Source organism: Legionella nautarum, from assembly GCF_001467895.1.
Classification (GTDB): domain Bacteria; phylum Pseudomonadota; class Gammaproteobacteria; order Legionellales; family Legionellaceae; genus Tatlockia; species Tatlockia nautarum.
The window spans coordinates 890,067-906,347 of the sequence record NZ_LNYO01000013.1 but is presented as its reverse complement, the minus strand read 5'-3'; the positions used below and the strand labels follow the sequence as shown (position 1 = coordinate 906,347).

The following is a 16,281-nucleotide window of genomic DNA, read 5'->3' as shown; positions in this document are numbered from 1 at the left end:
TCTCTATTCAGCGCTCTTATTTTCTAAAGGAAATAGTCGCTTTTTTTGGGCTTGTGTCAATTTAACTTTTAGATGCCAGCCGCCTTCATCGGAGGGCACTTCTTGAAGGACGGCATCTAATTGATAAAGTTTTGCGCGCAATTTAGCTTCCGACGGTTTAAGGGACAGGGTTTCTTCGCTAATTTTTCCATGTAATTGAGTAGCAATTGCTTCACTAAGTAAGTCAAGGCCAGCACCGCTTTTAGCTGATAACCACACCTTAGCTCCATCTTCTTGTTGATCCATTTTTGGGAGCCAATTTTCCTGCGCATCTATCTTGTTAAAAACTTGAATGGTAGGAATCTCAGACACACCAATTTCGGCTAACACCTGTTGCACCGAAAAAACCATTTCCCGCCAATTAGGATCAGAAATATCAATAACCTGCAGTAATAAATCAGCTTCTGCCGTTTCTTCAAGCGTGGCTCGAAATGCCTCGACTAATTGATGGGGCAAGTCGCGAATAAAGCCAACAGTATCAGCTAAAATAATGGCACCGGCACCGGGTAGCTCTACTTTACGCATTGTCGGGTCTAAGGTAGCAAATAATTGATCCGCCACATAAATATGCTCACCTGTTAAGGCGTTAAATAAAGTTGATTTGCCTGCGTTGGTATACCCCACCAGTGATACAGTAGGCATTGCTGCTTTTTGTCTAGCACGACGGTTTTGATCACGGCTTCGTCTTACTTTTTCTAAGCGTTTGTTAATCGATTTAATGCGTTCCCGGAGTAAACGACGATCGGTCTCAAGCTGCGTTTCACCAGGACCTCTGAGACCAATTCCCCCTTTTTGACGCTCTAAATGGGTCCATCCGCGAATTAATCGAGTTGATATATGTTGTAATTGCGCTAATTCAACTTGTAATTTTCCCTCAAAAGTTCTTGCTCTCTGCGCAAAAATATCAAGAATCAGCCCGCTGCGATCGATGACACGACATTGAAGTAACCGTTCTAAATTTCGTTCTTGGGAAGGGGATAACTCGTGATTGACTAAAACAAGTTCCGCATCATGCTCTTCAACAAGCTGCTGAATTTCTTCGGCTTTGCCTAGACCCACATAATATTTCGCCTCTGGAGTGGCACGAGCACCCACTACACAAGCAAGAACTTCTGCTTGTGCGGAAAGGGCTAACTCCTTAAACTCAGCTAATGCTTTTTCAGCATCGACACCCGGAAGCGCCAATTGTACTAGAATAGCGCGCTCGCCACTTTGTGGACGTTCAAACAAGACGACGTTTCCCTCAACCAGAAATGTAGCTAGTCTGCCACATTTCCCTCCTCCTCACCAGTAGGCAACTTAACCATGCGTGAAGGAACTACGGTGGAGATAGCATGCTTATAAACCATTTGTGTGACAGAGTTTTTTAGCATCACTACGTATTGATCGAAAGAATCGACCACGCCGTGTAATTTGATTCCATTAACCAAAAACACTGAGACGGGAATTTTTTCTTTGCGCAATTCGTTCAGAAAGGGATCTTGCAATAAATGATTTTTAGTCATTGCCTACTCCTTATTATTATTTTATTCAGGCAACTGCTTCATTAATGTAATCGTCTGTAAAATGAAAAACTTTACACTTTAGATAAAATATTTAAACAAAAATTTAATTTTAAAGTCTATTTGTGTATTAATAATTCAAAAATATCAACGGATTGCAAATTATCTTTAATCTTTCCTTTAATTATCAACAAACGCATAACATTGTGATACCATGTCGCGCAAACCCTGTGAACAACTTTGTCGACTATGTCTAGAAAATTAGTAACTGGTGCGTTAACTATTGCATTCTTACCTTTGGGAACTATCACTAGCGCAGTCACTATGGGTTTCCTGCTCACTGCCTTTACAATAGTCTCTCCCATTCTTGTTGTTTGGCTTGCTTTCTATGTTGCATCACTTGCGGTCAACAAACTTGCAGAGACGTTTCAAAAGCCCTCATTAAAATTTGAAGGATTTACAGCCTTTACTCTAGATGCAATTAAACGGATTGCAATTTGTGCCCTCGTCAGCATTCCTTTGTTGCCTCTTTCTTTGATTGTTGTAGGACTGATTGTGGCAGTTATTGCCCCATTATTATTTGTTCTCTTGGCTGGTTTTTTCTCTTATGTAGGAGCTAAGCAAGTGATTTCCTTCTTTGCAGGCGAAGAGAGTAACAACAGAACGGACAGCGAAATTACTTATATACCCATACCTGCACATCAAATTCATCAGGAGACCCATGATGCGCCGAGACCAAATTCGGCCACGGCCCCTTATCAATCTTCAATTCGTCGTTTTTTTGATAATCCAGTTGAAAGCGCAAAAGAACTTTATGGAAGTTATGTCAGCAAGCCTCACCAAGGCTAAGCTAAGCTTGCCAAGCAAAATATGCCTAATATAGAGACAATACCTCTATTTATTTGAGAAATCTCTTACATATTGCACATCTGATCCTGCAATGACAATTAGCAGAAACCAGATATACTTATAACATAAAGGATGACAAGGATTGTCTGACAGGACGTCATACTAAGGGACAAGCACAAAGGATGTGCTCCGCCGCAAGGACGCGGCCCATTTGGTCATCATACTCAGAAACGAAACCTATAGACAGGAACAGCTGTCTTGAGGTTTTTTCTTTTTGAAATTGAATTCTGTTGCTCATTCTCAAAACTATCTTTTAGGCTAACAACAATCGCTTCGGGCAGAGGAGCTGCTTGCGTCGTCTCCGAAGCCTCCCATCAGGACTAGCAAGGCTTCGACACAACCTAACGGCTCCGTGTATGAGGCTCTCGAAGGACCCAGCCGGAACTGAGATATTCCCACGACATTAAATAGACTGTTTAGTTCATTGATCGTTTTGTTTATCCCGTTCGCACTGAGAAAGCGCGCAGCGCTGTCTCGAAGTATCGCAAAAGGCTCCATCGAGAGACAAGCCTTCGAGACGCACGCCATGCGTGCTCCTCAGGCTGAACGGAATAAAATTAATCCAAAATTCATTAGATACTTATTTTTTGTTGTACCGTTCGCACTGAGGAAGCGCATAGCGCTGTCTCGAAGTGTCGCAAAAGGCTCCATCGAAATACAAGCCTTCGGGACGCACGCCATGCGTGCTCCTGAAGTTGAACGGGATAAAATGAATACAAATTGCTTAGATACTCATTTTGTGGGGATACCTCAGAGCCTGATCAGAGCAGATAAAATGCTTATAGTCTGACGGCAATGAGGTAGAGCTCAACATACTTTAGTTAAACATCAATATTTTCGGCTTCCAAAGCATTGCTCTCAATAAAGTCTCTTCGTGGTTCAACATTATCGCCCATGAGAGTAGTAAATATTTCATCCGCAGCTACTGCATCCTCAATACTCACTTGTAGCATCCTTCTAACTTCTGGATCCATTGTAGTTTCCCACAATTGCTCTGGATTCATCTCTCCAAGACCTTTATACCGTTGAATAGTTTGGCCACGTTTTGCCTCGTCCATCAGCCATTCAAGGGCTTGCTCAAAAGACTCAACAGCCTGAGTTTTCTCGCCTCGCTTAACCACCGCCCCTTCATCCAGAAGAGCCGATAATTTGCTGCCTAAATTGATTAGCTCTCTGTAATCTTTAGAAAGGAAAAATTCCATATTGAGCAAAATTGAATGCTCAGAACCATGTTGTCTTATCAATACGCGTGGCTGATAACTCTCATTTTCATCATTATAAGTAACATCTACTTGGTAATATAGATTTTTACCGCTTAATTGCTGAAGACTCTGATGCAACTGCTTCGCCCAGTTGTGCACGAGGTCTTGGCTTTTAAAATCTTCGCCTTGCAATTGAGGTAAGTAGCTGATGCGTCGAAGAACTTCACTATTATAACGTCTAGCATGACGCTTAATTATCTTCTCAACACGTCGATAATGTAGTACTAACTCTTCCAAAGCGACAGCAGAAATTGCTGGTGCATCTTTCGTTGGGAAAAATTCGGCACCTTCCATTGCACTTTGGGTTAAATACTCATAAAGGGCTTCATCATCTTTAACGTACTGCTCTTGTTTGCCACGTTTAACTTTATAAAGTGGCGGCTGAGCAATATAGATATAACCACGCTCAATCAATTCCGGCGTTTGTCGATAGAAAAAAGTAAGTAATAGGGTGCGAATATGCGAACCATCCACATCCGCATCGGTCATGATGATGATACGGTGATAACGTATTTTATCCGGATCGTATTCATCAGGCCCAATTCCGCAACCCAAAGCAGTAATTAAGGTAGCGACTTCTTGTGAAGAAAGCATCTTATCAAACCGTGCTTTTTCCACATTCAGAATTTTACCTTTTAAGGGCAAAATAGCCTGGAATTTTCGATCGCGGCCTTGTTTTGCCGAACCCCCCGCAGAATCACCCTCTACGATATAGAGTTCAGAAAGCGCCGGATCTTTCTCTTGGCAGTCAGCCAACTTTCCGGGTAAACCCGCTATATCTAGCGCGCCCTTCCGTCGCGTCATTTCCCTCGCTTTGCGAGCTGCTTCTCTCGCACGCGCGGCATCAATAATTTTCCCTACAATTGATTTAGCAATCGAGGGATTCTCCAATAAGAAATCATTTAATTTTTCAGCAACTAACGATTCAACAGCCGCTTTCACTTCGGAAGAAACAAGTTTATCTTTCGTTTGAGAAGAGAATTTTGGATCCGGTACTTTAACAGATAATACCGCGGTTAAACCTTCTCGAGCGTCGTCACCCGTCGTGGTAATTTTAGCCTTTTTCGCATAGCCTTCGTTTTCGATGTAAGTATTAAGCGTACGCGTTAATGCAGCTCTAAAACCAGCTAAGTGGGTACCTCCATCTCGTTGAGGAATATTATTGGTGAAACAAAAGATCGTCTCTTGAAACGAATCATTCCATTGCATAGACAAATCCACCGTAATATTATCTTTTTCACCATTCAATGAAAAAACAATGGGCATGATGGGTGTTTTGTTGCGATTTAAATGCTCAACAAAGGCCTGTATACCTCCCTCATAGCGGAAAGTATCTTGTTTTTGGCTACGCTCATCATATAAATGAATGCAAACGCCTGAGTTTAAGAAAGAAAGCTCGCGTAACCGTTTTGCAAGAATGTCATAGTGAAATTCAATGTTAGTAAAAGTATTGGCACTTGGCTTAAACCAAACCTGAGTTCCGGTGCTAGTTGCATCACCGGTGATCGTCAAGGGCGCATCAGGAACACCATTGCGGTAATGTTGCTCGTGAATTTTGCCATTACGACGGATGGATAAATGCAACTCTTCAGAGAGGGCATTCACCACTGACACACCTACACCATGTAAACCGCCGGAAACCTTATAAGAATTGTCATCAAATTTCCCCCCTGCATGTAAAATAGTCATAATGACTTCTGCAGCCGAGCGGCCTTCTTCTTTATGAATGTCGACAGGTATCCCCCGACCATCATCTTTGACCGTTATGGATTCATCGCTATGAATAATGACTTTAATTTCATGGCAGTATCCAGCAAGCGCTTCATCAATAGAGTTATCTACTACTTCAAAGACCATATGATGCAAACCGGTGCCGTCATCCGTATCACCAATATACATTCCAGGACGCTTTCTAACTGCATCTAAGCCTTTTAAAACTTTGATATTCGACGAATCATAACTAGCGTCTACGCTCATGAGAGTCCTCTTTGCCTAGTGGCTAACCAAATAAAACAGTATACCACTAATCAGGCTTTTTTTACATGATTCATCGGGTTACAAATAGTAGGGATTCACGTGATTTCATCAAAAATTGCTAGCGGCGGCAATATGTATTCTTTGCCTAATAATTCATTTTTTGCACCCCAATCGTACATTACTTTGGTAAAATAATTGACTGCATTAGTCACTACATTAGTTCTCGATGTGGTAACTATTGTTTCGATTAGTTTCAGTGCATAATTATCAGCTGTAAAGGTTTTCATTGCCCATTTTTTTGCTTGCAAGCCTAATTCTTTCAAAAGCTCTGGATTTTTTTCAAGTTTCTCTAATACAGCCGCGATTTCAGCAATTTCATTGTTGGGGTTAATTTTTATAGTGCAGTCTTTAGGGATTTCTCTATAAAAACCGGTGTCGGTTACAATCGTTGCTTTACCATACAACAAAGCTTCAATTGTAGAAGCTGAAGCCGCTTCTAGTGCAGGCCAGCGTAAACAAGTGACGAGATCCGCTTTGTAGATAGCTTGGGCTAAGGCCGCGTCATCAACTTCACCTGAAATAACAAGCTCAACCTTTTGTTTTTTGGCTAAACGCGTTAGTTCCCTTTTTGTTGCCGAGGATATATCACCCACGAGTTGATAAATTATTTTTTTTCGAAGCACCCGATTTGCACCTATTGCCTGAATTATACTCGCCGCTCGTTTATTCTTATTGACATTTCCAACAGTTAATATAGAAAATTTTTTGCTTTTTTCTTCAGCAGCTTCAATCTGTTCAATGCTCAGGTTAGGGGCATCATAGGCGAGAGGCACGACGTGAACTGGCCCAGGACAAGAATCTAAGACACGACCAATTTGCCAACTGCTATGCGTAATCACAGCTCGCGCCATTGAGCAGAGCCATTCTGTCATAGGATAGCTATTTCTTGTTCCCTCGATAAATGAATTAATATCCTTATGTCGGAAATACTCATCACTAGCAGCCGACCCATACCAAATTTTAAGTATATTTTTTGCCTCTGCTCGATGGTGCTGAGCCCAGGCATTAAATAGATTTCCTAGAAAGAAATCATGAAGACAGACAACTCCAGGTAAATACGGCAGCCAAGTCAAACAACCTTGATGGAAAGCATAGTTATCTCCTATCTGATAAATAACGGCATCAGCGGATTTATACATTAAATTGATTTGATGATTATCACACCAAGAAATGGGTTCTGAACCAAAATCATGTATCGGATGATTATAAAAACTTAGATCTTCTGTGCGAACTACAATGACTTGGTGACCAAAGGAAATTAATTTACGTGAAATTAAACTAGCCATGCGTCCAATCGCCGAAGATTTAAGGACTGGTGTAAAGAGTATTAATTTCATTGCAACAGAGCCTCCACTGTTTGAGGCCAATTAATTCCAAGACTCAACCATAGTTCTTTCGCTGTCATACCAAGTCGTCGAGTACGTTGAATATTTTTCCCTACGGTACTCATGGCTTCGGCTAAAGACGTTGGCTTTGCCTCTGTGACCCATCCTGTTTCCTCATGCTTAGCCAAACCTAAAACACCACCACTATCTGTAGTAGTGATCAAAGCCTTACCCGCAATTGCAGCTTCCATAGCAACATATCCCAAAGAATCTTCATCGAACGGTAAATAAGCGACAGCCATCGACTCATTAACATATTTTGCATAAGTTTCCCGAGGTAAAAAACGCAAATCAAGCTTTACCCTATCCTCTAAACCTAGCCTGGCAACCATTTCTTTAAGTCGTTCCGCGTCTGTAGGTGAATCAGGTGGACCAGCAACCAGTAATTTCACCGCTTTATCCGTGTGACTCATAGCCTCAACTAGTAAATGTTGTCGCTTCATGTTATTGACTCTTCCTCCAGCAAAGATATAGTCACCCATTTCATTGTTGGTAAATATCTCTGGATCATTAACCGGGGGATGGAGTACTTTTGCATTAAAACCATTGTAATGGAATAGGCGCTCCCTTGTTACTTCGGAGTTGGTGAAAATATTTCTGCTTTCGGCGAAAGTTTCTTCATCAGCTGCTTTAATTAATGCTCTTAATTCATTCCCTGCCTTGTTGGCTGGAATATTGCTTTGCCCTGCATCATAAAGATCATAAGCTTGGCGATATTGGTGCAATAACCAGATCGTTTTTTGAGGATGACGAATAAAGTAGGCAGGAAACTTTAAAGCAATCACATGATCCACATTCCATAACTCAAATGCTCTAGTCATCAGCATTTGTGATGGAATTCGTTCTGCCGGCTCCCATTGAAAAGGAATTCGTAATATTTCTGCTTCATGCCCAGCTATAATTAAATTTTTTTGTAAATGAACTGCTAATTCTTCAGCTCCTCCCCAGATGAAGGGAGCCATATTATTGACAATAAGTACTTTCATGCTAGCAACCTTTCTACTACATGAGACCAAGAAATATTAAGTTCATCTAAGCGAATTCGCGCATTATTTCCTAGTTTCTTAGAATGATCCCGATCTAAATAGAATTTATCTATAGCCTCAGCTATAGCTTTAGGTGAGGGTTCTGTAATATAACCATTAAACCCATCTTTTATAAGTTCGAGTACCCCCCCTGAATCGGAGGTCGTAAGAATTGGTTTTGAAGCGAGACTAGACTCCAAACTTGGATAACCGTAGGAATCTTCATCGACAGGTAAATAAGCTGTTGCCAAGCAGGTTGACAAAATTTTTATTTTTTCTTCTTCTGAAATCCAACGATTTTCCATTATGACACGATCTTGCAAGTCCAGATCCTCAATTAATTCAATTAACTTCTCCAGGTAATCAGGATTCGAGCTAACACCGCATAAACGCAAACGAGCAGCGGTTTCAGTATATTGCATTGCCTCTATGAGTAAATGCTGTCGTTTGTGATGTTCTAAGCGGCTAAAATAAACAATTTCTGAATTATAGTCTTTGCAATAAAATCGTTCTGGCTGGAATATTGGCGGGTATAACACTTCGCTGTCCATTTGATTGAAAGCTTTTAATCGATTGGAAACCACTTTCGAGTTAGTGAAAATTTTATTTGCCTCTTTAAGTACGGTAGTATCCACCTGATGTAATGCGTCTCGTACCCCTCTGTACTTACTATTATTGGGGCAGCCTCGGTAGGGACTGTCCCATAAATCATAGAAAGCGCGAATATGATGGATGAACCATAATATTTTGTTGGGATGTGGAATAAAATGAGCAGGAGGTCGAAAACAAATAATTCGATCGGCAGAACTTAGATCTAGCCAGCGGTAAGCCATTTTTTGTTGGAAGAGTAGGTCAGGTGCATCAACTTGAGGAAGGTAAATGCGTTCGACTTGATGCCCTGCCTCTCTAAGCACGGGTTCAAGCCAATCAACAATATTCCGCGCTCCTCCATGAATAAAAGGAACAAATGAAGAACACAATGCAATTTTCATTATTTTATCTCAATGCAGTTTCAAGGGTATTAACAATACGCTGTACATCCTTTTCCGTTAAATCTAAATGCATTGGTAAGTTAAGACCTCGAAGTGACCAAAGGTCAGCTACTGGATATGCTGTATCTTCTGCATAAGGAGGAAGCATATGCATGGGATAAAACACCGGCCTCGTTTCAATGCCCATTTCATCCATATGTTGCCTTAATCGCTCCCGTTCGTACTCTCCGCCCTTTTTCAAGAAAATGGTATACATCCAAAAAACATGCTTAGCCCAAGGTAGTTCTATTGGTAACACAAGTTGGTCGCTAAGCTTCTGCAACGCGTCATTATACCAATCAGCAAGAATAGCTCTACCCGATAGAGCCTGCTCAATGGTTTCCATTTGTGCTAAACCGAGTGCGGCTTGTATGTTGGTCATACGGTAATTGTAACCAACAACCGGAAACCAATAACGGCGATTAGGATCCATTCCTTGTCCACGAAATAGCCTCAGTTTATCAGCAAGTTCGTCGTCATTAGTGGTAACCATGCCCCCTTCGCCGGTTGTAATAATTTTATTACCAAAAAAACTGAAGGTTGCACAAGTCGCTAATCCACCGACTTTGTTACCCAATATTTCGGCACCATGAGCTTCTGCTGCATCTTCAACAACCCATAAACCATATTGATCTGCCAGTTTATTAATTGCTTCCATATCAGCAGGGTGGCCATAGAGATGGACTGGAATGATACCCCGGGTTTTTGCAGTAATTTTTTTCTCGACTTCATCTGGTTTGATATTCATTGTGTCTTCACAAACATCAACCAAGACGGGAGTAGCCCCACAGTAGCGAACAGCATTTGCTGTAGCGATGTAGGTAACTGTTGGGATAATCACCTCATCGCCAGGTTGCAAATTGAGTGCGACTAAAGCTAGATGTAAGGCTGTTGTACCATTGTTGGTAGCTATCGCATGTTTTACATTACAAAACTTAGCAAACGACTCTTCAAAAGCAGTAATGTATTTTCCATTCGATGAAATCCAATTTGAATCTAAACAATCAAGTACGTACTTACGTTCATTCCCCGCTAATTTAGGCTGTGCGACAGATATTCGTTGCATGACATTCCTTTCCTACTACTGATTTATTAAGAATACGCGCAGGGACTCCAACAACCGTCGCGTCACTTATTATATTTGAAATAACTACAGTCCCAGCCCCAAGAATAACTTTTTCGCCGATTTCAATATCGGGAATTACCTTAGAGCCTATCCCGAGAAAACTTTGGCTTCCCACTTTGACATTGCCTGCCAAAGCACACTGCGGAGCTAGATGTACCGCCCTAGCGATTTGGCAATCATGATCAACCGTTGCCCCTGTATTAATAATTGCTAAATCTGCAATGGTCGCTTCTGCGTTTATCACCACGCCAGCCATGATGGCTATACCTGAGCCAAGACGAGCACTGGGTGAAATAATAGCTTGAGGACTAATGGCATTAACTAGTGCATATCCTTCATTTATTGCCATCGTTGCCAACCGTTCTCTTAAAGAGTTTGAACCAATTGCAATAAATATTCGTGAATAGCCTTCTTGGCGTAGCATGCTTAGATGTCTGTCCCCCTGTAAAACAGTTATATCTAAACATAAATCGGCTGCCCCCTCACTCCCAATGCAAAAACTAACCTCTTCCCCCATCGCACGCAGTAACTCAATGCACACTTTAGCATGCCCACCAGCGCCGATGATAATAATACCTTTTTTCATACTGCTAGTTTCTCCCAAGCAGTTGAATTTTTACGGGCAAAGAAAAGATTTGCTAACTCCATATTTTCTAATTGCTCAATTGAGCAATCCTCAAGGGCCTTTGTTTCTTCGTTAATGACTTTATAACATAAATTCAAATCTTCAAATGCTTTAAGCCACTGTTTAGTACTATGATTAATGCGCTTAAGCTTTGATTGATCAAACTCAATAATGAGTGAAACATTGGGATTATTGCTGAGAATAGCCCTAAAACTTTCTATCTCTGTTTCAATTGTACAATTTAGTGACCTCGGCTCATTCTTTCCTTTTATTTGCTTATCTTGTCTATAGATTAAAGTTGATAGCTGATGGAGTTCCCGCTGCATCAGCTCGAGCGACTCCTGGAGGGTAATTGTCATACTCTCTAGATTCTTACTTTTTTGACTTAATTCTGCTGTAAAATAAGAACGTATTCTAAATAAAAGAGGTCCAAGGATTTGCTTCAGGTTTTGGTATACTAACCGAGCGATTGGTCGCAGTAATTTTTTCAACCCTCTATGCGAGTCATCAAATATTGGATTTAGTTGCTCTTGGTTAATAGCTATCAAGTCGCTATGTAAGCAGTTTAGACCTGATGAAAACGCAACGCTAATAGCAGTCCTTTTTCTGTATGCTTTGTTCATTATTATCCATGTAAAAATTATTACGATTATGCGCCAAAATAAGCTTCCACAGCTGATTGAGGATCAGTATCCATTTTAACTTTTCCATGTTCAAGCCAAATTACTCTATTGCATAAATTTAATATCAGCTCACGGGAGTGGCTTGCAATTACAAGAATATTTGTGGCTTGAACAACTTCTGCCATTCTTTTTTCTGCTTTGCGTTTAAAATTTTCATCTCCGACTGAAAGCCATTCATCCATCACCAAAATTTCTGGACGAAGGATTGTTGATACCGCAAAAGCTAAGCGAAGATGCATCCCAGTAGAATAGGTACGCACTGGCACATCGATGAAATTGCCTAACTCGGAAAATTCAATTATATCATTAAGATGATTATTTATCTGCGCTCTAGTCATTCCCAGAAGGCCGCCGCGAACGTAGATATTTTCTCTTCCAGTTGACTCATGATCTATGCCCAGAGAAATATCAATTAGAGAACCAATTTCACCTTTAGTCTTAATACTTCCACTCGAGGGTTCATAAACCCCGCCAAGCAGGCGGAGTAAAGTGCTTTTTCCAGCACCGTTATGTCCCATTAGTCCAACTCGATCGCCATCATTTAAAGTAAAATTTAAACCTTCTAAGGCACGAACAACAACGACACCTTGTTCAGTTGCACCCAATTGTCCGCCCGTTGCAACCTGCATCAATCGCTTTTTCAGCGATCGGCTATTGGTATTGTAGATAGGGAAATCAACAGAAACATTATTAAATTCAATAGAAGCCATAGCTTTTCTTTCTTATAACCAGTAGGCGATGCGGCGCTTATATCGACTATAGATGACTAGAGTCACAGACCATCCGACTAACGCTAAAATTATTGATACGATCCAGTTCGTTAGGGCAGGAGCCTGACCGAGTAAAGGAGCACGAATAATTTCAAATAAATGATATACAGGGTTAAATTCTAAAAAATAATAACTCTTACCTGGAGGCAAAAGATTTGGCATCCACATAATTGGTGTTAAATAGAATATGACTTGTAGCATACTCGAAATTATTTGGGAAAAATCACGGTACCTAGTGCAAATGGTCGCTAAAAGAAGAGCTACCCAAATAAGATTTGTCAGAGCCAACAAAAATCCGGGAATACTTAATAGTGCAACTAAGTGTAAGGGTTTTCCTACGACTAAAAGGACTAAGGGAAAAATAAGGATATTATGTCCTAAAATCAGCACGTTTCGCCAAATCATACGGAGGATATGGACAAATAAGGGAAGCGGAAGTTGTTTAATAATTCCTTCTGCTGTAATAAATCCAGTACAGCCTTCGGTAATAATCGAAGAAAAAAATCCCCAAAGGATAATACCAATCGATAAAAAAGGTAAAAACTCTTTGAGAGAGGAATTAAAAATTTGACCAAATACGACACCAATGGTGCCGATCATGATACCCATACTGATAGTTAACCAGAAAGGTCCTAAGGCCGAACGCCTGTAGCGCTGACGGATATCCTGCCATCCCAATATTCCTAAAAGTGAATAACGCTTTGTGGCAGCGGCAATATCTGATAAGGCAATATTTATTGAGCCAGTTCCCATTAAACCACCGTGATATTGTCAAAAATCAGGCCATTCTAATCGCTGAGATAGAGACCTGTCAATTAAAACTATTCTGGCTCTGGTGGTTGGGATTGGTTGCATTTCATGGTAGTTTCTTTTGCCCTTCTAAATTGATGCAGTCGCAGGCCTATCTATCTACTGGCCGGCTGTTGTAAGCAGACATTACCATCCATGACGCTCTCGAAGCACTTCCTGTGCTTCGAAGACTTATACCAACCGGCCAGTAGACAGTCCTTGCTAATCACTTTTATATATGGTGATAGGGTTTGTTATTTAGTTTTTAGCCAATATTTAGTTGCTATATTTTTAATAAGCTATAAGAGTAACTCCCTCCATCATAACGAGCGTAACGAGGGATCAGAGGTATACTCACGAAATTAACTATCCTATTTAGTTTTTGTCTGATCTTTTTGTTTATCCCGTTAGCACTCAGGAAGCGCGCAGCGCTGTCTCGAAGTGTCGCAAAAAATCTCATTGAGAGCCTCAGGACTGGCCTTCGAGAGCCAAGCCTTCGAGACGCACGCCATGCGTGCTCCTCAGGCTGAACGGAATAAAATAAATACAAATTCCTTAAATCTTCATCTCGTGGGGAGATCTCAGCTCGAACTGAGGTATTCCCACGAAATTAACTATACTGTTTAGTTGATTGATCTTTTTGTTTATCCCGTTCGCACTGAGGAAGCGCGCAGCGCTGTCTCGAAGTGTCGCAAAAGAGCCCCCCTTCGAGAGCCTCAGGACTGGCCTTCGAGAGCCAAGCCTTCGAGACGCACGCCATGCGTGCTCCTCAGGCTGAACGAGATTAAATTAATTCAATTGTCCTTAGATACTCATTTCGCGGGGATACACCGGCTTAAGACTACGTCCGGAGCCAGCAAAAGGTTTAACTCAACCATCAGTCCCGAGAATCAAATTAATATAAATATAATTTTCTAATTAAAGTTTCACGTGAAACATTTTTATCACAGCGCTATTGATACAAAAGATTGTTGATCTAAATCTAATGGTAATGTATTGACATCAATTGTCGTTATAAAAAATTGACCCTTTATTGATTTAATTAATTCAAGTAGTGAAGATAGATGATTAGCATCCAGTTCTGATGACAAATCATCACAAAGAAAAATACAGGGCTTAGACATCAAAATTGTTTGTGCCAGTTTCAATGCAATAAGTATTATTTTCTGTTGTCCACGAGATAAAAATTGCTTAACTCGTAAATCCTGCGATTCGATTATAAGATCAGCATGGTGAGCACCATACTGAGTAAATTGACGTGATAAATCAGCAGAGAAGGATGTAGCTAAAATCTCTGACAGCGATTTATTTGTTCCCTTTCTATCCCAACCTTTGTAATAGCTCAAACTACATTCAAGATCCGTTATTTTTGGAAGTATTTTTTTAAACTCCTCATCTAATTTGCGAAAATAGTCGCGACGCATAATATCAAGTTGAGTGGCTAAATCTTCCAATGTTAAATCCCAGGGTTTGACCATTTCTTGTTTTGCTTTTTGCCTCAATAGGCTATTTCTTTGCTTTAATGAACGTCGATAATTTTTCCATAAAAGATGGTAACTAGGTTCCACGTGAAACAATCCCCAATCGAGTAAACTACGGCGAGTCGAGGGACCAGCATCGATGATTTGGAAAAGATCTTGGTAAAAAACCTGGCAAGGAAGGAAATGAGCAAGTTCACTACTGCTCTGACAAGGATAGTTATTTAAACGAACCTGCGTGGGTGAAGAAGTCGATTTTTGTATGCTCACAGATTGCTCGTCATTTGTTCGAGCAAAGACAACTAAGCTATCTGAATCATGACGAACCAGAGGAGTAATTTCACGGGTACGAAATGAATGTCCAGTACCTAATAAATAAATTGACTCAAGAAAAGAAGTTTTTCCAGAACCGTTGGGTCCAGCAATGATATTGAGATGAGGATGAAGATTAAATCGTGCAGCTTGAATATTCCTTAAATTTTGAATATGCAATTGAGCAAGAATCATAATTTCATAGGCATAATAATATATTGATAAAGTTCATCCTGTAAGGATTCAACCAAGATACTGCTATCGGTAGTCGACATGGATAAACGAACAAGTCCTTCGCCTACAAAATTTAACACATCGAGAAGATAACTTGCATTAATCCCAATTTTTAATTCATTTCCATCAGTATGAGCTTCTAAAGTTTCAGTTGCTTCTTCTTGTTCCTGATTGTTGGCAATAAGGGTTAAAGTACCTGGTTGCACATGAAGCATTACAGCTCGAGATTTTTCATGAGCCAGAATAGCGATACGTGAAAGAGCTCGTTTTAACAAATCTCTGTCAATACGAACAAATTTATCTTGATTACGGGGAATCGCTTTCGAATAAGGTGGAAACCGGGCGTCTATCAAGCGAGATTGAAAAGTATACTCCTGAGTAGATAATTTAAAATGGGCTTTACCCGCGGCGATATCAATTTTTTCATCATTAACATTATTTAATAAACGCAAGATTTCTTGCACCCCTCTTTTGGGTAATAAAAAACGCTGATGGGGAAAATTAAGTTCGCAAGGCAATTTGCATACAGCCATTCGATGTCCATCAGTTGCCACTGAAGTAATAGTTTGTGCATCTAACTCAATTAGCAAACCATTCAAAAACACCCTCACATCATGTTGAGACATGGCAAAATGAGTGGATTGTAAAAGATGGATAAGGGTGGCTCTTGGAAGTGAAAACTCAACTTCGTGCAGCTCAGTTTCTGAAGAGGGAAAATCATCGGCGGGTAAAGTGGCCAGCTTAAATTGGCTGCGGCCTGCTTTGATAATAACGGTTCCTGATTTCATTGAGATTGTCGAACAGGCTTCGTCGTCAAGCGAGCGAATAATATCAATGAATTTTTTAGCTGGAACAGTGATTTGACCGGGGTTCTGACTCGCTTCGCAATTAATTCTTGCACTAATTTCCATTTCCAAATCAGTAGCAGTTAACAGTAACTGATTATCAGAAAAACGAAGTAAAATATTGGATAAAATAGCCAATGATTGTTTCTTATCCACAGCTCCTGCAACAGTCAGTAAGGGGGTAAGTAACTGCTCTTTTGTAAGTGTTAGATCAAACATATTCCATCTC

General features: G+C 40.6%; 14 protein-coding genes. 1 reads left to right on the top strand and 13 read right to left on the bottom strand.

The genetic code is table 11. The features are described from left to right. Positions 1-3: 3 nt before the first annotated feature. Positions 4-1,269, bottom strand: a complete 1,266-nt coding sequence (gene hflX / locus Lnau_RS07380; RefSeq protein WP_058504479.1) for a ribosome rescue GTPase HflX — start codon at positions 1,267-1,269, stop codon at positions 4-6. A 29-nt stretch (positions 1,270-1,298) separates the two neighbouring features. Then, positions 1,299-1,544: an RNA chaperone Hfq gene (hfq, locus tag Lnau_RS07375; protein ID WP_058497160.1), complete on the bottom strand. Its 246-nt coding sequence runs from the start codon at positions 1,542-1,544 to the stop codon at positions 1,299-1,301. Positions 1,545-1,790: 246 nt separating this feature from the next. On the opposite strand from hfq, the gene Lnau_RS07365 reads away from it, so the two are divergent. Beyond that, complete coding sequence (locus Lnau_RS07365) at positions 1,791-2,390, top strand: EI24 domain-containing protein (protein WP_133134923.1); 600 nt, start codon at positions 1,791-1,793, stop codon at positions 2,388-2,390. A gap of 881 nt (positions 2,391-3,271) precedes the next feature. Here the strand turns inward: Lnau_RS07365 and gyrB are convergent. From gyrB to dnaN, 11 genes are all read right to left on the bottom strand, one after another. Next, positions 3,272-5,689, bottom strand: coding sequence for a DNA topoisomerase (ATP-hydrolyzing) subunit B (gene gyrB, locus Lnau_RS07350; RefSeq protein ID WP_058504474.1), 2,418 nt, complete (start codon positions 5,687-5,689; stop codon positions 3,272-3,274). A 95-nt stretch (positions 5,690-5,784) separates the two neighbouring features. Next, positions 5,785-7,086 (bottom strand): glycosyltransferase family 4 protein, encoded by a 1,302-nt coding sequence (locus tag Lnau_RS07345; RefSeq protein ID WP_058504473.1) that lies wholly within the window; start codon positions 7,084-7,086, stop codon positions 5,785-5,787. Further along, positions 7,083-8,120: a glycosyltransferase family 4 protein gene (locus Lnau_RS07340; protein ID WP_058504472.1), complete on the bottom strand. Its 1,038-nt coding sequence runs from the start codon at positions 8,118-8,120 to the stop codon at positions 7,083-7,085. The genes Lnau_RS07345 and Lnau_RS07340 overlap by 4 nt, the downstream gene beginning before the upstream one ends. Continuing rightward, on the bottom strand, positions 8,117-9,151 hold the full coding sequence (locus tag Lnau_RS07335; RefSeq protein WP_058504471.1) for a glycosyltransferase family 4 protein: 1,035 nt from the start codon (positions 9,149-9,151) through the stop codon (positions 8,117-8,119). Before Lnau_RS07335 ends, Lnau_RS07340 begins: the two co-directional genes overlap by 4 nt. Before the next feature lie 4 nt (positions 9,152-9,155). Further along, the gene (locus tag Lnau_RS07330) at positions 9,156-10,256 is read right to left on the bottom strand and encodes a DegT/DnrJ/EryC1/StrS family aminotransferase (RefSeq protein WP_058504470.1); all 1,101 of its coding nucleotides are present in this window, start codon (positions 10,254-10,256) and stop codon (positions 9,156-9,158) included. Next, complete coding sequence (locus tag Lnau_RS07325; protein WP_058504469.1) at positions 10,228-10,902, bottom strand: acetyltransferase; 675 nt, start codon at positions 10,900-10,902, stop codon at positions 10,228-10,230. The genes Lnau_RS07330 and Lnau_RS07325 overlap by 29 nt, the downstream gene beginning before the upstream one ends. Then, positions 10,899-11,564: a hypothetical protein gene (locus tag Lnau_RS07320; RefSeq protein WP_058504468.1), complete on the bottom strand. Its 666-nt coding sequence runs from the start codon at positions 11,562-11,564 to the stop codon at positions 10,899-10,901. Before Lnau_RS07320 ends, Lnau_RS07325 begins: the two co-directional genes overlap by 4 nt. Positions 11,565-11,590: 26 nt before the next feature. Then, complete coding sequence (locus Lnau_RS07315) at positions 11,591-12,334, bottom strand: ABC transporter ATP-binding protein (protein ID WP_058504467.1); 744 nt, start codon at positions 12,332-12,334, stop codon at positions 11,591-11,593. Between the two features lie 12 nt (positions 12,335-12,346). Beyond that, entirely contained in the window at positions 12,347-13,147 is an 801-nt protein-coding gene (locus tag Lnau_RS07310; protein WP_058504466.1) for an ABC transporter permease, read from the bottom strand. A gap of 980 nt (positions 13,148-14,127) precedes the next feature. Further along, entirely contained in the window at positions 14,128-15,168 is a 1,041-nt protein-coding gene (recF, locus tag Lnau_RS07305; RefSeq protein ID WP_058504465.1) for a DNA replication/repair protein RecF, read from the bottom strand. Next, positions 15,165-16,271, bottom strand: a complete 1,107-nt coding sequence (gene dnaN / locus Lnau_RS07300; protein WP_058504464.1) for a DNA polymerase III subunit beta — start codon at positions 16,269-16,271, stop codon at positions 15,165-15,167. The genes recF and dnaN overlap by 4 nt, the downstream gene beginning before the upstream one ends. Positions 16,272-16,281 lie beyond the last annotated feature (10 nt).